This is a genomic window from Mojavia sp., from assembly GCF_059505145.1.
This window is the reverse complement of record NZ_JCACKA010000112.1, coordinates 1-18,825: the sequence shown is the minus strand read 5'-3', so window position 1 is coordinate 18,825 and position 18,825 is coordinate 1. Positions and strand designations below refer to the sequence as shown.

General features: G+C 41.5%; 18 protein-coding genes and 1 pseudogene. 5 read left to right on the top strand and 14 right to left on the bottom strand.

Annotated features, from left to right (window positions below; translation table 11 throughout):
- The first annotated feature begins 14 nt into the window (after window positions 1–14).
- Window positions 15–1,040 carry a hypothetical protein gene (locus AC5JL8_RS30060; RefSeq protein ID WP_495883339.1) on the top strand — a complete coding sequence of 342 codons (1,026 nt, stop codon included), beginning with the start codon at window positions 15–17 and terminating at the stop codon, window positions 1,038–1,040.
- 106 nt (window positions 1,041–1,146) lie between these two features.
- A complete protein-coding gene (locus AC5JL8_RS30055) occupies window positions 1,147–2,475 on the top strand; it encodes a hypothetical protein (RefSeq protein ID WP_495883338.1) in 1,329 nt (442 codons plus the stop codon).
- 6 nt (window positions 2,476–2,481) lie between these two features.
- Here the strand turns inward: AC5JL8_RS30055 and AC5JL8_RS30050 are convergent, their stop codons facing one another.
- From AC5JL8_RS30050 to AC5JL8_RS30040, 3 genes are all read right to left on the bottom strand, one after another.
- On the bottom strand, window positions 2,482–2,946 hold the full coding sequence (locus AC5JL8_RS30050) for a hypothetical protein (RefSeq protein WP_495883337.1): 465 nt from the start codon (window positions 2,944–2,946) through the stop codon (window positions 2,482–2,484).
- Between the two features lie 149 nt (window positions 2,947–3,095).
- Window positions 3,096–3,278: a hypothetical protein gene (locus AC5JL8_RS30045; protein ID WP_495883336.1), complete on the bottom strand. Its 183-nt coding sequence runs from the start codon at window positions 3,276–3,278 to the stop codon at window positions 3,096–3,098.
- Window positions 3,279–3,358: 80 nt separating this feature from the next.
- On the bottom strand, window positions 3,359–3,967 hold the full coding sequence (locus AC5JL8_RS30040) for a glutathione S-transferase family protein (protein ID WP_495883335.1): 609 nt from the start codon (window positions 3,965–3,967) through the stop codon (window positions 3,359–3,361).
- 170 nt (window positions 3,968–4,137) lie between these two features.
- Here AC5JL8_RS30040 and AC5JL8_RS30035 point away from each other — a divergent pair, with 170 nt between their 5' ends.
- Entirely contained in the window at window positions 4,138–5,094 is a 957-nt protein-coding gene (locus AC5JL8_RS30035) for an aldo/keto reductase (RefSeq protein ID WP_495883334.1), read from the top strand.
- Window positions 5,095–5,276: 182 nt separating this feature from the next.
- Here the strand turns inward: AC5JL8_RS30035 and AC5JL8_RS30030 are convergent, their stop codons facing one another.
- The 5 genes from AC5JL8_RS30030 to AC5JL8_RS30010 all read right to left on the bottom strand — a co-directional run bounded on the left by AC5JL8_RS30030 (window position 5,277) and on the right by AC5JL8_RS30010 (window position 10,205).
- A complete protein-coding gene (locus tag AC5JL8_RS30030; protein ID WP_495883333.1) occupies window positions 5,277–6,482 on the bottom strand; it encodes an AIPR family protein in 1,206 nt (401 codons plus the stop codon).
- A gap of 63 nt (window positions 6,483–6,545) precedes the next feature.
- On the bottom strand, window positions 6,546–6,914 hold the full coding sequence (locus AC5JL8_RS30025; protein WP_495883332.1) for a calcium-binding protein: 369 nt from the start codon (window positions 6,912–6,914) through the stop codon (window positions 6,546–6,548).
- A gap of 155 nt (window positions 6,915–7,069) precedes the next feature.
- Window positions 7,070–7,954 (bottom strand): DUF1186 domain-containing protein, encoded by an 885-nt coding sequence (locus AC5JL8_RS30020; protein WP_495883331.1) that lies wholly within the window; start codon window positions 7,952–7,954, stop codon window positions 7,070–7,072.
- Between the two features lie 121 nt (window positions 7,955–8,075).
- On the bottom strand, window positions 8,076–9,800 hold the full coding sequence (locus AC5JL8_RS30015) for a strawberry notch C-terminal domain-containing protein (RefSeq protein ID WP_495883330.1): 1,725 nt from the start codon (window positions 9,798–9,800) through the stop codon (window positions 8,076–8,078).
- A gap of 30 nt (window positions 9,801–9,830) precedes the next feature.
- A complete protein-coding gene (locus tag AC5JL8_RS30010; RefSeq protein WP_495883329.1) occupies window positions 9,831–10,205 on the bottom strand; it encodes a TRADD-N-associated membrane domain-containing protein in 375 nt (124 codons plus the stop codon).
- A gap of 195 nt (window positions 10,206–10,400) precedes the next feature.
- Between AC5JL8_RS30010 and AC5JL8_RS30005 the strand changes: the two genes are divergently transcribed.
- Window positions 10,401–11,693, top strand: coding sequence for an AAA-like domain-containing protein (locus AC5JL8_RS30005; RefSeq protein ID WP_495883328.1), 1,293 nt, complete (start codon window positions 10,401–10,403; stop codon window positions 11,691–11,693).
- A 37-nt stretch (window positions 11,694–11,730) separates the two neighbouring features.
- On the top strand, window positions 11,731–14,907 hold the full coding sequence (locus AC5JL8_RS30000; protein ID WP_495883327.1) for an AAA-like domain-containing protein: 3,177 nt from the start codon (window positions 11,731–11,733) through the stop codon (window positions 14,905–14,907).
- Window positions 14,908–15,160: 253 nt separating this feature from the next.
- Here the strand turns inward: AC5JL8_RS30000 and AC5JL8_RS29995 are convergent, their stop codons facing one another.
- The 6 genes and pseudogenes from AC5JL8_RS29995 to AC5JL8_RS29970 form a co-directional block, all read right to left on the bottom strand.
- Window positions 15,161–16,249 (bottom strand): RNA-guided endonuclease InsQ/TnpB family protein, encoded by a 1,089-nt coding sequence (locus AC5JL8_RS29995; protein ID WP_495883326.1) that lies wholly within the window; start codon window positions 16,247–16,249, stop codon window positions 15,161–15,163.
- Between the two features lie 46 nt (window positions 16,250–16,295).
- Window positions 16,296–16,685 carry a MerR family transcriptional regulator gene (locus tag AC5JL8_RS29990; protein ID WP_495883325.1) on the bottom strand — a complete coding sequence of 130 codons (390 nt, stop codon included), beginning with the start codon at window positions 16,683–16,685 and terminating at the stop codon, window positions 16,296–16,298.
- Between the two features lie 64 nt (window positions 16,686–16,749).
- Window positions 16,750–17,088, bottom strand: a complete 339-nt coding sequence (locus tag AC5JL8_RS29985) for a hypothetical protein (RefSeq protein WP_495883324.1) — start codon at window positions 17,086–17,088, stop codon at window positions 16,750–16,752.
- Window positions 17,089–17,139: 51 nt separating this feature from the next.
- Complete coding sequence (locus AC5JL8_RS29980) at window positions 17,140–17,895, bottom strand: hypothetical protein (protein ID WP_495883323.1); 756 nt, start codon at window positions 17,893–17,895, stop codon at window positions 17,140–17,142.
- A 113-nt stretch (window positions 17,896–18,008) separates the two neighbouring features.
- Window positions 18,009–18,581, bottom strand: coding sequence for a hypothetical protein (locus tag AC5JL8_RS29975; RefSeq protein ID WP_495883322.1), 573 nt, complete (start codon window positions 18,579–18,581; stop codon window positions 18,009–18,011).
- Window positions 18,582–18,626: 45 nt separating this feature from the next.
- Window positions 18,627–18,825, bottom strand: a pseudogene (locus AC5JL8_RS29970) (hypothetical protein); the annotation flags it as partial.

Genomic DNA, 18,825 nt, shown 5'->3' with positions numbered 1-18,825 from the left:
AATCACCGATTGGAATGTCATTTTTTTCTTTCATGCAACAAAGCCATAGAGAACTGGTGAACAATGCGGATTTGAGTAATGGCACAATTGAGTCATTTACCACTGAGCGAACTTACCCCAAAGAATATTCTGAGGCAATCGCACAACTGAAGCAGCAACACCAGCAAGAATTGGAACGGCTGGAGCAAGAATTAAGGGTTGGTTTACTCTCAGAAGCTACAACTAAGGCTGAAGAACAAGTACAAGAACAACTTACCGCTTTGCAAAAACTGTTTCAAGAGCAGAAGAAGCAAAACATCCAATTACAGCAACGACTGGACGAGTTAGAGGGGCTAAGGCAGTTAGAACTTGAGAACCAAAGGTTACAACGACGCATTCAGGAGTTAGAGAACGCCCTTGAAGAAAGTCCTGCTCAGGAATGGGGGAATACTCTGACTCTTCAAGCAACCAAAGCCCTGAATAAGCAAGTCAAACAAGCCTTGGAGAAAACCATTGATTTGCGATCGCTAGCCCAGGAAGCGCCCAAAGAGAATGCCACCGAATGCTTACGCTTGATGGGCATGGCTTTGAAGCAGATCGCCAGCGCCATGAACAACACCCAGGCACTTCAAGCTGCGGCGTTAATCTTGGGCAGTGAGCCGACACCGCAGGCGATCGCATATCGCGCCGAACAATTACAACTACTTCCCCAAGCGGTCGCTGACATTAGACAGGTTTTGTCTAGTCCTGGGTGTACTTGGCAAGAATATTTGGATGTGGCGCAGGAGTACGAGGTCATTAAACAAGACTACTTGGCGGAATTGACACGGCAAGAGAAAGAGTTAATCGCTGCACTAGAGAAAGCTGAACAACCTGCTGTGATTGGGCTTGGTTCTATCGTTGCTCACGCTGACCCATACCGGACTTTGTATGCCGCCAGAGGAGAAGTGATTCAGGATTTGGGAGATGAGGTAATCGTTGCATGGGATCACTGGCAAAACGAATCGAAAAAGACTGACAGGTATTTCCGAGACGAGTTGCGATTCTGGCAACCTCAATAGGCTTCCAGTGTATCGGTGACTTTTTAGACAAATAAATGCAACTACCAAGCCCCGCAATCACAGTGGGGGAAATTTTCGTGCGTCAACAAAAACAGGAGATTGTGCAATGACCGCAACTACTACAAGACCCAAGCCCAAAAAGGCTGCTGCTAGCAAAAAGGAATCCCCATATAAAAGGCTTCATGTGATTATCCCGATTGAAGATATGCTGTGGGCATCGCAACAAAAGCCTTCAGTAACGCAATTGTGGCAAGAATGCTGGACGGCTGACCCTTATGGTTCTCGGTGGATGCCGCTAACAAGTGCTTTGGGGTACAGTACTTTTATCTGTGCAAAGAAAATGCTCTCCGAAAGCGGGTTGTTCATCTTCAAACCCGACAAATCGATACAGGATGGACGGGAGACAGTGAAGTGGGTGGTGAAGAATTTGCATGGCAGCCGGATGAAAGAATTTTGGGAGAAAGCCAATTCTGCGTCACCAAAACCAGATGCTGAAAAACGAGAACCAAATGCTGGGGATTCAGAGAAAGATGCTGGCACCGAAGAAATGCGTGCTTTGTACAAAGCGTCTATTTTAGGAGAAATTCAGTCAGAGCAAGGATTCCAGGAAACCTCACGAACTGTTCAGGAACACATCACAATCTCTTTTGAAGAGATTGTGATGTGTATCTCTGACACGCTTACACAAAATCCGCGTGAGGAGGAGACGGCTCACGCTCCCTTGGGGGTCGCGTCGCCTCAGTCTGTTCAAAGCGTGTCAGAGAAGGAGGAAGACTCGCCTACGGCGAATGACTGTACATCGCTAGCGCTTGTGGATGCTGCACAGGGTGAATCTGCTTTGTTGATAGGAGAAAGCCAGGATTGTGGTGTTGAAGCGATATTCCCTCATGAAGATACTTGTTCCGCCGCGTCCGTGACTCAAAATTTAACTGGCTTGGAAGAACAAACCCAACCCAGCTTTTACGCTTCATTGCTGGCTCAAAACCAGGATTGTGGTGTTGAACCTACAATCTCTCATGAAGGTACTTGTTCCGCCTCGTCTGCTGCCCAAAATGAATTTTCTTCAAGTTCAGCGATCGCTGATCAAACACCAGAGCAAGTAGAACAAGGTTATTCTGCTTCCTTGCGGGGAGAAAACCAAGTCTCTGGTGTTGAAGTGAGGGACTGTAATGAAGGTAGTTGTTCTGCCGCGCCCGTACCAAATCCTGAAAAGTGGTCGCATGAGGCGATTGTAGCGAGGTCAAATATGCGACCGGAGCGTATGCAGAAACTGAAAGTGGCGGCGAATTCAGGGCAGAATCCGGGCTTTGGCTTCTTGCTCTCGTGTTGGAATGACGATCCGGCACTGGTGATAGCGATCAAGAAACTACTGGTGAAGTTTCCGCAGTGGGGGTTGGTGGCTGTAGATGGGATGTTGATGAAGTGGGATGAGTAGCGAGTGCTATCGATTAGTCGCATATTTCAGCAACCGTTCCCACTCCCAACGCCATGCAGCATCTACCGTGATTTCTTTACCGTTAGCGAACTTGATAAATTCTGCGCCATTTTCATAAAAGACATCAGCGACGAGGCGATTGCGGACATCGTAACCCCACATTTTTGCGGCAGCATTCCACCATCGCTGCCCAGGTGATTCGAGATTTGGCAGTTCAAGATACTCATCGCGCCATGCTCTTGGCTTCCATTGCTCACGCAAAGCACTAACCAAAATCGCGTTTGGGAAAAATTGCTTTTCATGCTTTTGTAGCCACAGCACATAGTCAATTGTGCTTCTAAAAGCATCTTCTAAACCATACGTGCAACCTTCTAAGAGGCTGTTTGAAAAGTCAACGCCGAGGCTGACTAACGCTCGTTCATATTTTTTGAATATCTCGTATTCAACGGAGTCTTTTTCCCAGAACCACACAGTTAATACTTCTCCCCATGCAGTTATTTTCGCTTTCTTATAGTTTAATGCTGGTAGAAATACTCTGCTTGTACTCCCCAGTTTCGGCTCAATGCAGAGATTCAGCGTGTAGTTAGGCGGTGTTGGGACAATGTGCCAGGGGCGATCGCTTATCTCAAGGAAGCGTTACGGACTTGGAAAGGAATCAAGTCGCCGGAAGCTGTGTTTGTTGCGGCTTGCAAGGAGGGTAGGAAACCGGAGTCGGCACAAGCTAAATCCGAGGTGGTTGCTTGGTTCGAGTGGGCAAGACGGCAAAGGATTGTGATTGCGATGTCTGGTGAGGTCGTGTACACGCCCGATGGTGAGGGGGTGGCGTTGCATGAGATGATGCGGCGGTATCCGGTGGCGGAGATGAGTAGCGTCAATTACTGTTTTATGCTTTTGGCATGGTAGAGTACACTGACTGGCGTTGATGCAATAGCTCATACCATTGCCTCAATTTAGGATACTCTTGCTGCCAATTATTACCAAATCTGAGGCTGTAGTAACCCAAAGCTGATATAGCTGCAACATCAACAGCACTGAAAGTCTCATTGAATAGATAGGCACAGTTCGTCAACTTTTGCTCAAAAACACCTAAAACGCGATGAATGCTGGATTGGTGTTTAGCTTGGGTGCCAGAATCAGCTTGATTTCCTTTACGGGTTTCGTACCACAATCCCACAACATTATCTATCAAAGTGTCTGCTAACTCTTCCCCCTGACGGCAAGACCAACGCTCAATGCGTGAGCTGGGATAAAAACTTGGCTGAGGATAAGTCTCCTCCAGATACTCCACAATCAGCGTGGAATCCCAAAAAACAAGGTCATTTTCATCCACCAATACCGGAACTTTACCGATGGGAGATAAACGTAAGAATTCCGGAGATTTATTGTTAATGTCGGTTTGGTGTAGTTCGCAAGGTAGCTGCTTCTCGGCCAGGACAATTCTCACTTTCCGAGCGTAAGGCGAGCGCTGCGTGTAGTATAAGGTTCGCACCATTTCGCTGCTATAAAATCAGTAGTGCGATTTCCTATTTTAAATCAGTCATTACAGCTTTTGACTTTTGTTTTTAGTGTGTATGAGTAGTGATTCATACCACAGATAGCCGTAGAGAAAATATTTACAACCTACACTGACGATTGAAGGAAAAATTCTAGGAGAAACTAGATATGCAAACAAAACAGCTTGGCAATTCGGAGCTTCATATTACCCCAATTGGCTTTGGTGCTTGGGCAATCGGTGGGGGTGGCTGGGCTTTTGGTTGGGGGACACAGGATGATACTGAATCGATAGAGGCGATTAATCGCGCCCTTGACTTAGGTGTAAATTGGATTGACACCGCAGCTGTGTATGGGCTAGGACACTCGGAGGAGGTTGTTGCTCAGGCACTTAAAGGTCAGTCGGCTCGCCCTTACATTTTCACCAAATGCTCAATGATCTGGAATGAAGTTGGTAAAATTGGACGCAGCCTCAATGCAGATTCAGTCCGAAAAGAGATCGAAGGCAGTTTGCGCCGACTTAATGTTGAAGTAATTGACCTTTATCAAATTCACTGGCCCAACCCAGACTCAGAAATTGAAGAAGGCTGGACAACTCTTGCCAAACTCAAGGATGAAGGTAAAGTTCGCTATATCGGCGTTTCAAACTTTAATGTTGAACAATTGAAACGGATTCAACAAATTGCACCAGTCACATCATTACAGCCGCCTTATTCATTAGTTAAGCGCGATGTGGAAAACGAAATTCTACCTTTTTGCCAAGAAAACAACATAGGTGTAATTGTTTACTCACCGATGCAATCTGGCTTACTGACAGGAGCGATGAGTGCTGAACGCGCTGCTAATCTACCAGATGATGATTGGCGGAAGAATAATGCGGAATTTCAACAGCCACGTCTATCCCGTAACCTGAAGCTGGTTGAGGTGCTGCGACAAATCGGTCAACAACATGGACACTCACCTGGCGAAGTGGCTATTGCCTGGACTCTAAGCAATCCGGCTGTTCAGGGGGCGATTGTTGGTGGACGTAATGCCAAGCAAGTAGAAGGGATTATTGGTGCTGCTGAATTTCGCCTTAATCAAAACGAACTAGATGAGATTAACACTTTCCTAAATGAAAATCCTTGACATCTTTTGGACAATTGTCGCTCTTGGCTAGATGCGATCGCATAGACGAACTTCACTACTGATATATTTGGGTATTCATTCCCATTCTCAACGCCACGCCGTTTCTACTTTTACTTCTTTGTTGTTGGTATCTATTGGTGCGTTGTAGGCGGATTACCCTAATGCACCACCAAATTTTTACGTCAATTCACCAGCTTCAATTCTTCACGCTGATTATTTTTTGAACTAACCATTTTCATCAACTGCTGATTCAGGTAACTCTGGGCTGAAACATAAAGGTTATCCCAAATCACCGGATTTCGGCAGATTTTACTCCCAACCGTATTGCCTGCTAATTTCTCTGACAGCAGATACTTGCGGTAATAGTTCGTCCACAAATGCTGTAGAAAATCTTCCGCGAACTCATCAAAGGGAATTATCCAATTGTACTGTTCATTCAAGAACACCCGATAAGCGGCGACAATTGGCATGGCAATATCAGCCGGCGCACTAAACCCGAATGAGTATCGGCTATCAGGCAACAGAGTATTCTTACGCGGGTCAATTGAGGCGAGGTCAACTACTCCCTTCCTTTTAGGCTTAGTGATATGTGACTCGATTACCTGAAATAGCCGTTGCTCAATCCACAATCCTTTTGGCAGTAACGGCAGTAACTTTGATAGCCTTTGCCTTTCAGCTTCAGATAAAGAAGGTGTGTTGCTCACAGGCGGGTGTTTGGTTCTGCTTTTAGAGTCAGGGTTGTATTTGTTCCTGTCCAGGCAGTTCATCAACTTAATTAAATGGTTGACGTTGCACTGGGGACTCTTGGGCGCACCGCTCTGGTTTTGATAATAGGCGATGCGGAATGTTGTTTCCTCTTCCAATCCCAACTGAGCTAAAAATTGTTTGATAAATTTGTAGTCACCCCTGGCGTTCACTTTAGAACGCGCATCCACCGGGGCAGATGTGTTTGATGCCAGGGCTATATCTTTTGCGTCGTCTTCACTCAGCCCAATGTGAATGGTAACTTTGACTCTAGCTTCACTCAGGTCGTACTTGTAATCTCTGGCTTGTTGAAAGGCTAAAACCGTATGCCCCCCGTTAATGATGCCATCGCTACCGCCCTCACTAGCCTCAAGTATTTCTAACTCTAGCTGTGTCTTTTTACTGTTAGGCTTCACCTTGTTGGCACACAGTACTATTCCGCTATGCCGCTCAAAAAATTTTTCGGGTTGAGTGGTTAATGAATCGAAAATTTGTCTGTATGTGGAGCTTTTGCGGTTAGGTTCCCGGATATTTGGCTCTAACGGTAAGTCGGCGGGGAAGCTGTCAACGTGAACGGTAGCGATAATGCAGTTGGGGTTTGCATTAAAAAACTGGTCTACTTTCAAAGCCCAATTTTTTGGCATAATCTTCTTGTGTGAGGTCGCAATTCATATTAATGAAGCATACGCGCATTTAGGAGCAAATGACTAAAATTCGTATCCTCTTGCAACCCAATAATGCCAATCGGCGATAACTTGGGCGGTTTCTTCATCAACATTAATGGGGTTAATTTCACATAGACGTGCGGAAAAAATATCATCAACGCTTCCCTGTTGATATCGCACCTCTACAAACATATCGTGAGAACAATCATCTGCTGGGGACATACCTACAACTTCAAGATTTCTCCCTTCGGGACGCTTGTGGCTAATCCACTTAGCCTGGAACGGAAAATCCATGTTTTCAGCGAGGTAGTAGTACCATCCTATTGCCCGTTCTTCTTCACCATAAGCATCAACAACAGCTTCCAATGCAATGCGTTCTTCTCGCTCTTCGTCTTGTTCTACCTTTGACATAGGTTTGATTAATTCATCCTGATAAATTTATTACTCTCGACTTCGCTCGATTACCGCGCCGTCGTAATCCTCCGGGGAAGGACGCAGGCGAAGTATTGCGAATGGGTTTGACTATTTTTTGAATTTTGAATTGGAGCAAAGCGATTGACTGCTGATTATTTCTTGGAGCGATTTTTCCGTCGAGATTGTTTTTGCATCTTTTTCTTAGCTTGATTTTTCCATTTTTTGTCAGACGAAAAACCAGATCCTTCTCGGTGTCCAAATAACGTTGTAAATTCTTCTTTTCTGCTCTCAGTTGGTCGAAAATAAGTCCAATCTTTCATTTCTGATATTGCATCTTTAATAAAAGAGTAACGAGGATTTTCGCGTAGTTTATTTAAAGTTACTTCTATTCCCTGTTGAAAGCTATCATTAACATCTTCTTGGTCAATAAAAAGCTGTTCAACTAAATCTTCTTCAAATACTCTATTAATTTCTTCATTAAGTTCAACTGCACAAAGTTCGGCACTATTAATAACTAGGGTAGTCCAAATATAATAATCTTCTTCCTCACCTATATTAGAGAAAAGTTCTTTATAGTATTGTATAACTTGTTCTCTGGGAATTTTATCCTGAGCCACTAAAACCAATAAGGATTTTAGGGCTGCACCTCTGACATATTCATTGACATCTTTATTTTCTATTAGTTGCTTTATTGGTTCAATATTTCTATCATTAACAGAAGCCAGTATCCTACCTAAATCCTCTGTTACTAAATCTCCAGTTAAATCTAGGGCAATCTCCCCTGGAACTGAAAAAAACTTGATGATTACAGGATATGCTAACGGCTCTCTAAATTCTGCTAGTAAGTAGAAAGCATAAAGATGTAAAATATAGTCTGATTTTTCTAATAACTCTTCGAGATTATTGCTTAACTCTTCTAAAGTTGATAATAATCTAGGAGTTATCGCTTCCCGTTCTTCTCTTGCTCTTTCTATCGCTACAACAGGAAACTTCCCTGTAGTGTTTTCTAGTTCAGATAAAATTTCTTCTATTTGCATCTGTTGAAAATAGCGATCTTGATAAACTAACTCAAATTAGATTTAGTCTATCAAGATATTTACCCTCCTCAGAATATAATTTAAAAAATCAGCCACTCTATCAGCAGAGTGGCTCAAGTAATCATCCCAAAATCCCAATCACCGCCGCCAGAACAGCAGCAGCCCTTACTCCAGTTGGCACAAAGATTCGCTTACGCCAGTTAATAATTTCGGTGAAACAACCCACAGCTATCAGTTGCTCAGCAAGCGATAAAGCATCAACCAACTCAATCCGTGGCTCACCAGCAATGTAAGAACGACGCAAGGATACGCCACCCGGCAACTGTTGTGAATAGCCTTCATTCAGCACCAGTGATACCAATTCGGCTGGACTTAACAGCTTGTTTTTCATGCCCAACTGTTCTGCCACAGATTGAATATCTACAGCATTCACCACCCGACCGAGAATTTTCTGCCCACCACTAGTTTGCAACCGAAATACTCGACTGCTGTGCTGCGGCAGGATTTTCCAAATGGGAAGTAAAATACCAGTAACTAGATGCAGATAGTCAGTGGTGAACTTGGGCAACTGGTCTATTTCCTTTAACCAAGCAGCAATAAACTCATCAGCCGAAACCTGCTGCCAAGTGGATGACTCCAATTGTTCAAGTGTTACACGGGTTTCTTTTTGTGGTCGGACGAGCAACACCCTTGGCGCAACACCACCATCAGCGTTGAAAATACTATGTGTCGGAATTGACACACCAGCATTGCCTGACTTGGAGTTGATCATGAGCCGTCCTTGATATTGAGTGGCGAACTCAAGCATCTCGTCAGCCGTTCTGATGTTGTTTTTCTGGGTGCGTTTCACTTTTAAGTAATTGGTCACACTACCAGTAGCAGGGTGAGTGTACACAGCTTCCTGGCTCTCAACAGCAAAGCGTTCAGCCCGGAGAGTTTCAACACCCATCTCGTAAATTCCTGCGGCGATCGCTGCTTCAATCTGCTGACTTAGCAATAGCTCGAATCGCTCGAAAATGATATTCTGCATATCAATTCTTAGAGCCAGCAAGCGGTTGAGGAATTGACGCAAAGGAGGCAAATCAATTTTCATACCGCCCTCATGAGATGTTAGCGATAGTCCGGTCATCTGCTCGAACTGCCCTAGTGAAACTTCAGCAAACCGACCTTGGAAGATTTGCTTAAACAATTCATACAAAGCGTGTTCGGCATAGTTCGACTCAAGATTATCTTTAGCCTCAAATATCCCATTGCCACCCGTCTGCCGCTGCCCTCTGGTGAGTGCGCCCAAACTATCCAGCCGTCGAGCAATTGTGCTAATGAATCGGCGTTCACCTCTAACATTAGTGGTTACAGGTTTAAAGATTGGTGCTGATGCTTGGTTAGTTCTATGAGAACGCCCAAGCCCTTGAATGGCATTGTCGGCTCTCCACCCAGCCTCTAACAAGTAATGCGATCGCCTCCTACGATTCACAGCATTTAAATCTGCGTGATAACTTCTGCCAGTACCACCCGCATCAGAGAAGATGAGGATTTGTTTGTCGCCGTTCATAAAAGCCGCAGTTTCAGCAATATTCGCCCCACTACCACGAGTATCCACAAACAAACGTCCAGATTCATCCTTCAGCACCCGCTTACTGCGTCCAGTCACTTCAGCTACTTGTTTGTGTCCGAAGTGCCACAGCAGTTGTTCTAGTGCGCCAGGGATCGGATCGAGGCTGGCCAGTCGGTCAACTAAGGTATCACGTAAACCCACAGCTTCAAGTGATATTACAGGAGAACCGTCTGCGTCAAACAGTGGCTCGGAGCGATCCGTTCCATCATCTCCTGAATGAATGGAATGCAAATGGATTGGAAATGCACTAATCCCGTGCTACTATGACTCATCTTCCTCGCTCTCTAAGACTTTTGCTGTTTCATTCAGCCTATTATTCGCATCCTTGGCAAGTCTAAGGCATGAGCTACTAACGGTTCCAGCTGTAACTGCTCCGACTGCTGTAACTGTTCCTACTGACACATTGCCTGAAAATAGTAGAATAACACCTACAAAGCTGATAAGCCCACTTGCAGCTGTTAATCCAAAAGCCAAGTTAAAACTAACACGGGCTTGACGAAGACGCTCTTGATGAATACTGTTGGAACTAATCAAGTTTAAATCTTGACCATTTGAGGGAAGTTCTTGCTCAACTTTCTCTTGTTGATTAAGCACTACAGAAGTAGACTTATTAGTTTTTCTGAAGATTGCTTTCATCTGTCTGTCTTTCCACGACAACAATTTTATTAAAGCTACTAGCTGCTTTAGTTCAAAGTTGAGAAAGTATAAAGTTGAACTGAGTTGTAGCTTACATACATCTGATAACTGACTTATGACTAAGTTATAACTAACTTATCGTCCTAGAATAGGGAAAAATATTATGATTTGAACAGTTCTGCTCAATTAAGAGCTATGTCCAGATCAATCAAAGTTTCTCAACAGCATATTGAACAGGTCAAATTAGCTGTCAAGCGGAGTGGTTTTCCTCGCCAAAAAGATTTAGCTGAGAGCTTGCAGTTGTCCTTGGCTACAATAAGTAATTTTTTAAATGGCCGATCCGTTGATTATTTAAATTTTTATGAAATTTGTCAGAAACTAGGGCTTGAGCTAGATAGAATAGCTGATTTTGAAATTCATAATGCTAATAATTCTTACCAGACTTTAGATTTGGAAACAGAACAAGCTCCTATTGCTCTTTTCCAAGAAGAATCAGAAATCAAAGCTTCTAATTATATAGAGCGGCCTCCCATTGAATCTCATTGTTATGAAACAATTGTGCAACCTGGTTCTTTGCTGAGAATCAAAGCTTCTAAGCGAATGGGTAAAACTTGGCTGATAAACAATATTATTCATCAGGCACAGAAGCAAAATTACATAACAGTACGTTTGAGCTTGCTCCTAGCAGATGGAACAGTCTTAAAGAATTTAGATGAATTTTTACGCTGGTTCTGTGTTGTTGTTTGCCGACAGATGAAACTAACACCCCAACTTGATGATTACTGGGAAAAGGGGTTAGGAAGCAATTATAACTGTACGCTGTACTTTGAAGAACACTTGTTAGCCCAAATAGATAGACCATTGGTTTTGTGTTTAGATGAAGTAGATCGAATTTTTTCTTATAGCGAAATAGCTGAAGACTTTTTAGGTATGCTCCGAGCATGGCATGAGGAAGCAAAAAGCCGCCAAATGTGGCGAAAGCTACGATTGATTTTGGCACACTCGACAGAAGCATACATTCCATTAAATATTAATCGTTCACCATTTAATGTTGGACTAGGTATAGAACTGCCAGAGTTTACAAATGAGCAAATACACGAGTTATCAAGACGACAAGGACTTAATTTAGATACATCACAAATTTTAGAATTAATGGACTTAGTAGGGGGACATCCCTATTTAGTGCAACGAGCAATTTATTATTTAAATACCCAGAAAATTAGCCTTGTAAAGCTCTTACAGGAGGCTGATACAGAGTCAGGTATTTATAATGACCATTTACGGGGACACTTATACAATCTTAAACAATATCCAGAATTAGCTGTAGCGATGAAAAAAATAGTTAATACAGCTAATTCTGTGCAATTAGAACCGAACCAAATATTTAAGTTGCAAAGTTTAGGCTTGGTAAAACTGCATGGAAATGCGATTGAATCACGATGTAATTTATATTCTCAATATTTCCGCGAACATCTTGGCAAGGAGTAACTATTTATTATTTTCAATACAACTAGATAAATGAGCGATGAAGGAAAGTAAAACATACAGATATCAAGTTGGTGGGAGTTTAGCGGCTGATGCTCCTACTTATGTTGTTCGGCAAGCAGATAAAGACTTATATGAAGGATTAAAAAGCGGAGATTTTTGCTATGTATTAAATTCACGGCAAATGGGTAAATCTAGCCTACGTGTCCGGACAATGGAAAGGCTAGAAGAAGAAGGACTTCGATGTGTTGCTATTGATTTAACAACAATTGGTAGTCAAAATGTAACCCCAGATGGGTGGTACATGGGAATTTTTTACGAGCTAGTCAGAAAATTTGAGTTATCTGATAGAGTCAATCGCCGAAATTGGTGGCGCGAACGCGAACAGTTACCATCTGTGCAGAAATTAAGTGAGTTTATTGAGCAGGTTTTACTATTAGAAATTAGTGAAAATATTGTTATTTTTATTGATGAAATTGATAGTATTCTCAGTTTAAATTTTTCAACAGATGATTTTTTTGCATTTATCCGAGCCTGTTATAATCAGCGCGTTAATAATCCATTATACAGAAGGCTTTCATTTGTTTTGCTAGGTGTCGCTACTCCTTCTGATTTAATTAAAGATAAAACTCGCACACCTTTCAATATTGGGAGAGCTATTGAGTTGAGTGGTTTTAACTTATATGAAACTCAAACTTTAGCGGCAGGATTAACAGGTAAAGTTAGCAACCCACAAGCAGTTTTAAAGCAAATATTAACCTGGACAGGCGGTCAACCATTTTTAACCCAAAAGCTTTGTGAGATTATCTATACTTGTGAAATTCCCCTTCCTGTTGTACAAGAGTCAGCGTGGGTAGAACAAATAATAAAATCACGCTTGCTTGAAAATTGGGAAGCCCAGGATAACCCAGAGCATCTAAGAACTATTCGTGATCGTATTATTAGAAGTAAGCAACGTGCTGGTCGGCTACTAGGACTTTATCAAAAAATCATTCAACAAGGAGAAATCTTAGCTGATAACAGTCCTGCCCAAAAAGAACTTCAACTTTCAGGCTTAGTTGTTAAAGAGCAAAGTAAGTTGAAAGTTTATAATCGCATATATGTTTCAATTTTCACCTCAAATTGGGTAGACAGAGAACTTGCTACTCTGCGTCCCTATGCTGAAGCCATAAACGCTTGGATTGTTTCTTCTTATCAAGATCAATCAAGATTACTACGAGGGCAAGCACTACAAGAAGCCTTAACTTGGGCATCAGATAAAAGCTTGAGTAACGAAGATTATCAGTTTTTATCAGCAAGCCAAGAATTAGAAAAAAAAGAGGTTAAACTTGCTTTAGAAGCAGCAGAAAAAGCAAATCAGATATTAGCAGAAGCCCAGTATCAAGCTAAACAAACCATCCGTAATGGATTTACTGGATTAGCTGTGATTTCATCGATAGCAGTAATGCTATTAATATTTACTAGCACGAATCTAAATATAGCATTACAAAAAGAAAAAATAGCACAGATAGAAACTCAAAAAGCTAATCAAAAGTTATACAACGCTGAAAAAGAACGCCAAGAAGTTCATCAACAAATTAATAAAAAAATTTTAGAAGTAGAGAATGTTAAAAAAAAGCAAGCAAATCTTGAAAAATATAATAATATAGCTTCCGAAAAAATTAAGCTGGCTGAGAAAAAACAAAAAGCAGCAGAAAAGCAAACTCAAATCGAAAAACAAAATCTTATAAATGCAAAAACCGAACTAGAAAAAATTTCTTTAGTAATCAACAAAAAAAATGAAGAGTTAGAAAAAGAAGCACAGAAGTATCAAGAACTTAAAGCTGAATACACAAAAGCTCAAGATAAACTTAAGGAAGCAGTATCTGACTTAAGGCAATTGTACGCCATAACACATGGTACAAGTAATGAAGGTAGAGACAGTTTAGCCTCTCAATTTGATCCAAGAGAATCAACTGTAGTAGCGAGAGGCCGTATCACTAGCTCGACTGAGAAAAAACCTGTTATCAATTTTCCCAATATTAATGACAAAGTTAGCGCAGTTTCGCCAAGTGCTTATCCAACATCAACAACTTTGAATGTAGAACCAATAACAGTCGATACTTATTATAATTCTCAAATAAATATAAATGATTCAAAAAATTCATTATTGCTTTCTAGAAGTTCAAGTACCAACATAAATAGAAATAATGAGGATTTAATTGCATTAAGCAGAGAGTGTAGCCGTAATGATATATTGCAGTTTGGTAGTAGTGGTTCGGCAGTACTTAACGTGCAAAAGCAATTGAAAAATCTAGGATTATACAATGGTGAATTAACGGGAAGATTTGATTATTTAACTGAAGCCTCTGTACTGAAATTTCAAAAAGCTTTAGGAATAACTACTAATGGTAAAATCTGTCAAAATTTATTAGACAAACTGTTAACAAATGTAGGCACTTCTGGTGAGATGTTTATTAACAACATAGTATCGGCAGTACAGACCAATAGCACTCCACTAGATGATATCACTTTTCAAAGTAGTAATTTGGTAATTACTAACGGTAGTATTGTTAATATTAATGGGGATGAGGCAATAAAAATTGCTCCTAGAGACAGAATTAATCTTATGACTAGAAGCGTAGGATTCCTCAGCACTAACGGAAAAATTTCTGTTAACACATTAGCTCAAGTTGAAGCTGGTAGCATTACCATTAGCACTCAACCGTTAAGTATACAAATGCTAAGGCAGACATTATCAGAAACAGAAGGAAATGGTAATGGGGGTAATCTACAAATTCCTAATAGTGAAACTATCCTCAATTCAGCAATACAAGCTTTTTCTTCACCTTTGCCTCCACCAGCAGAATTATTGCCGACTAACACCGAATATTTGTCCGCTACAGGCAATGGCGGAGATATTAACATTAATTCTAATTTACAAGGAACTAGCCATATACAATTAGCTGACACTAATGCAAAATTTCCCCAAACCTATAAAAGAGTTACACAAATAAGATTTCGTCGAGCGCGTAAAGTTGCCGTTTCTCAAAACAGAACAAACAAACTTTTTAATAATATAAAAATCGCTCCTTTCAGATATAACAATAAAATACTTGAATTGCAAAAATGGTTGAATACTAGAGGGTTCTACAATGGGCCCTTAGATGGGATCTGGGGAAAACAAACCCAAGAAGCTATCGAAGCTTTTCAACTTTACTATGGAATAACTAATTAGTGAAATCCAGTATTAGGAAGATACTGCTTTAATAGTTCTGCTTATATACAGCCTATTTGCTAATAATAGAATGCCTAGCAGCTACTATTATCAAATATTTTAATAAACAGAGGACACTTCATCCGTTATGTAAATCCTGTCTAAAATGCTTTCTAAATAGATAATTTGTACTAATTAGATTGTTTTAGACTTCGTTTACTTCCTGCTTTACCCTGGTAATGTCGGCATTATCCAGTCCACAGGCTAACACTGTCTAACTGACAGCTTTACGCAAATTAATTGCGGCGTTCAAATCACGATCAATTGTGACTCTGCAATGTTCACAATGAAACTTGCGTTCACGTAACAAGAGAGTTTCTTTTTTAGTTCCGCAACCAGAGCAAGTTTTACTGCTGGGGTAAAATCTATCAACTACTACAAGTTTTGATCCGTAAAGTTCACACTTGTAAGTTAATTGACGACGGAACTCATAAAACTTCATATCAGCGATCGCCTTGGCTAAATTACGGTTTGCTAACATCCCGCGCACATTCAAATCTTCAATCCCGATAACAGCGTGGTTTTTGCTGATATAGGTACTAATCTTATGCAGTGTGTCTTGACGAATATTAGCTATTTTACGATGTAATCTAGCTACTTTTAATTGAGCTTTTTTATAGTTATTTGAGCCTACTTGCTTACGACGATTAAGCCATTGCATACGAGACAACTTCTGCTCATATTTCTTGTAACTTTTCGCACCGTTAAAGACTTCACCAGTTGACAATGTAGCTAAATGGTTAACACCAAGGTCTACGCCTACAAACTCCACAGCTTTAGGAGTAAGAGTTGGTTCTACTTCAAATCTGAAGGAAATAAACCATCTGTCTGCTTGTCTGCTAATTGTGACTGACTTAGGTTGAACTTGAGGTAATCGCTCATAAGTTTTTAAAATTCCGATTTTGGGAACTTGAATTTTGTTATTACCTAAAATCTTGACTGTTCCCTCTAAAGTAAAACTATCTCGTTTACCTTTCTTCTTACACTTAGGAACTCCAGCCACTTTCTTAAAACATCTATCCCAAGCAATTCTTAATGCTGTCAATGCTTGTTGTGGAGTGGATTTAGAACATTCGTAATACCAAGGACATTCTGGTTTTACTAATGCTACCAACCATTTATGCAAGTCAAAATAACTGGGAAATTTAATCTTATCTGTAGGGTTAGCTTTGTTGTGGTCTAATATCTGCTTGGTCACAGCTAACCCCCAATTCCAAGCGTGTCTTGCTACTCCGCAATGTTTTAAAAATGCTGTACGCTGCTTATTGTTTAATTTCAATTCAGTTTTAAAACCTAGCAGCATTTATCTAACCTTCGTAACTATCGAGTTATGCTATTTGCAAAATCAATTACCCCACTAAATACCGAACAACTTGCGGATCTAAGTCTGCAATCCGCTTCTTAATTGGCTGCGGAGGATTATTAAAAAACCGTTTTAAATCTCGGCTTTTGACTTGATAACGATTGACACAACGCTTTTTCGCTTTCAACCAACCTTGCCTTACCCAATTAACAACTGTGCTTGGAGGCACACAAAGGTTGTTGGCAATTTCACGACAACTGTAATTATCAAGAACTGGGCGTGTAGAATACCCCAAAGAATACAATTTTTTCGTAACTGCTGATACTGTGCGTGTATATCCTCGTCTTTTAAGCCGAAAAACTATTTGCTTTGGAGTGTACATTTCTGCCATTTCGTCGAGGGTTGCTAATTCATTGTCATCCCATTTAATGCCCATAACTAAATTCCTGATATTCAATACTGATAAATCAAATATTTCAGGCAGATTTTGTTGTTTTTTATTAGTTTGCTTCTATCGCCCGTACTTCTTCTAATTGCTTGTACTCATTCCAATTTCTGGGATTGTGGCGTGATAACATTGCTTCTTCAAAATCCCAATTTTGAGAACTGATATCGAACAACTCAATTGCAGTATCAAACCCGCACTGCAAAAATCTGGTGTACGATTCTTCCGACCAAAGAATTGATTGAACAATTGCTATTAAAAGATTGAGATTAGTTTCGCTTGCTGCACCCTCTTTTTGCAGCCAATCAATTGTGTCTAGTAACTGTTTCTTAGCAGAAGCCGCAGTTGATTCTGGTAGTGCAGCAATGGGGGTGAATCCTGTTAGTTGTTTCATAATTATTTTGGTGTGGCGACTCCAAAGTGAGCCGCCAATACTTTGTGTTAATTACCGTCTTTTACTCGGTACAACAGCCTGATTCTGTGGCTGCAACGATGCCCGTGCCTCTGCTTCCGAGACTGCTGGCAGTGCTGGCCTAATCTCTGCATTTAACGCCCAACGCTCGTAAGTCTCGTTCGTCACCCAATGCAGCGTTGCTCCAGACTCCGCACCAGAGCGAATCATTTCTGCTGCTTCCAGTGCGTCCTTTTCAAAATCAGACTGCGGGTTGCGGTACGACCACTGAATGAACCAATACGTACCCAGCGCACCCTCCACCTTTTGAAACTCGGCACAGAAGATGTAGTTTTTCAGCACACTAGCGATCGCGCCATAACAGAACTCGCTTGGATCTCCCGGCATCCCCTCTTCGCACCACTGCTGAAACGCACGATGGGCGAAATGGTTGTACAGTCCTGCAAACGAATCCTTACTCCGACGGTGCATCAGAAACGAAAGCAGCATGGACGCTGGCCCTTTAAACTGGTCTTTGAGTCCACCAGCAACAGGAATCACCCAGAGTTCGGTAAATGGCTCGTTGGTGAAGTTTTCGTTAATGGTCATCGGGCGGTCTGGACGAGAAATAGCGATCGCAAAATCGGCTTTGTTGCCTTTGAGATAACCGCCCTGTTGCGCTTCCAGAATTGTCAGCTTCGGTGGGCAGTCCAAAAGAAATTGCCCGTATTCCTTGGCACAGTTCGCTTGCAGCTTGGGTTGACTGGGTGGGATTAGAAAAACGCTGTTGTTGATTTTGAGAGTTTCCATATTTGTGTATGTGTTGATGAATACTGAGAGTGTGGTGATGTTTGTTGTAATGTTGATGAGGACAACACAGAAATCTCCTAAGTACCTGAATGAATCAGCGTTCGTTCAGGTATTTATTTTTGGTCAGCAATATCTAATGCAGGACTTTGATTCGGTTCAAGTTCCAGTTCCAGATAAGAAAGCGCAGTTTCAGCATCACCAATGGTCAGGTCAGGTTGATAATTCAGCGTTAGATAATCGGGATGTCTCGCAATTTCGTTGAGGATGAATTTTGCAGCATCAACGAAGGTGTGCAAGTTAGGCAGAGAAACTGAAAATTGCTCCTGCTTCTGGCTTACTGGCTGTGTTTGGGCAGTAGAGTGATTGATTTCAATGCTCAAACCAGCGGCTTTCAGTTCGTGTTTCAGCAATGCAACTTGGCGCAGGTGGTTGCTGATTTGGGCTTCTAAAAATGTCTTTAATTCCTGTACTGAAAGCAGTTTTATATCATTCTCAATCCGTGTTTCATCGTCTTCGGTGTTCTTGTTTGGCAGCAAAATGTAACGCCAACCTGCACCGTATTCTTCAGCTAGATATGTGTCCTCGGCGTAATACTTAAGTCCGATTATTTGACCGCGTTCTGTCCGTTGTCCAAAGCCAAAACGGGGGTATTGCCAACCCGGAGGAATTGAGACTGTAGGTTCCATTGTTTCAGTTAGTAAATGGTTATTTGTTGAGATTGAAAAACTTAATTAAGCTGCAATGTTTTCGTCAGTTGTGTTGGTTATACTTGCAGCGTTCAGAAAATCATCGAGTGCAACTGCGGCGTTTAACGGTTTGGTGTACTGTTGCTCGTCTATTTCGTTTGTCCAATGCGTGATGTGTTGAAATACCAAACGGGTGAACGAAAAAAGGTGTGGGAGAGTAGTTAGCGAGCATCTTACGCTAACA

What these genes read in the sequence shown, in the direction of transcription:
- AC5JL8_RS30060 (WP_495883339.1), top strand. Translation starts at nt 15, where the DNA reads ATGTCATTTTTTTCTTTCATGCAACAAAGCCATAGAGAACTGGTGAAC.
- AC5JL8_RS30055 (WP_495883338.1), top strand. Translation starts at nt 1,147, where the DNA reads ATGACCGCAACTACTACAAGACCCAAGCCCAAAAAGGCTGCTGCTAGC.
- AC5JL8_RS30040 (WP_495883335.1), bottom strand. Translation starts at nt 3,967, where the DNA reads ATGGTGCGAACCTTATACTACACGCAGCGCTCGCCTTACGCTCGGAAA.
- AC5JL8_RS30035 (WP_495883334.1), top strand. Translation starts at nt 4,138, where the DNA reads ATGCAAACAAAACAGCTTGGCAATTCGGAGCTTCATATTACCCCAATT.
- AC5JL8_RS30030 (WP_495883333.1), bottom strand. Translation starts at nt 6,482, where the DNA reads ATGCCAAAAAATTGGGCTTTGAAAGTAGACCAGTTTTTTAATGCAAAC.
- AC5JL8_RS30025 (WP_495883332.1), bottom strand. Translation starts at nt 6,914, where the DNA reads ATGTCAAAGGTAGAACAAGACGAAGAGCGAGAAGAACGCATTGCATTG.
- AC5JL8_RS30020 (WP_495883331.1), bottom strand. Translation starts at nt 7,954, where the DNA reads ATGCAAATAGAAGAAATTTTATCTGAACTAGAAAACACTACAGGGAAG.
- AC5JL8_RS30010 (WP_495883329.1), bottom strand. Translation starts at nt 10,205, where the DNA reads ATGAAAGCAATCTTCAGAAAAACTAATAAGTCTACTTCTGTAGTGCTT.
- AC5JL8_RS30005 (WP_495883328.1), top strand. Translation starts at nt 10,401, where the DNA reads ATGTCCAGATCAATCAAAGTTTCTCAACAGCATATTGAACAGGTCAAA.
- AC5JL8_RS30000 (WP_495883327.1), top strand. Translation starts at nt 11,731, where the DNA reads ATGAAGGAAAGTAAAACATACAGATATCAAGTTGGTGGGAGTTTAGCG.
- AC5JL8_RS29995 (WP_495883326.1), bottom strand. Translation starts at nt 16,249, where the DNA reads ATGCTGCTAGGTTTTAAAACTGAATTGAAATTAAACAATAAGCAGCGT.
- AC5JL8_RS29990 (WP_495883325.1), bottom strand. Translation starts at nt 16,685, where the DNA reads ATGGGCATTAAATGGGATGACAATGAATTAGCAACCCTCGACGAAATG.
- AC5JL8_RS29985 (WP_495883324.1), bottom strand. Translation starts at nt 17,088, where the DNA reads ATGAAACAACTAACAGGATTCACCCCCATTGCTGCACTACCAGAATCA.
- AC5JL8_RS29980 (WP_495883323.1), bottom strand. Translation starts at nt 17,895, where the DNA reads ATGGAAACTCTCAAAATCAACAACAGCGTTTTTCTAATCCCACCCAGT.
- AC5JL8_RS29975 (WP_495883322.1), bottom strand. Translation starts at nt 18,581, where the DNA reads ATGGAACCTACAGTCTCAATTCCTCCGGGTTGGCAATACCCCCGTTTT.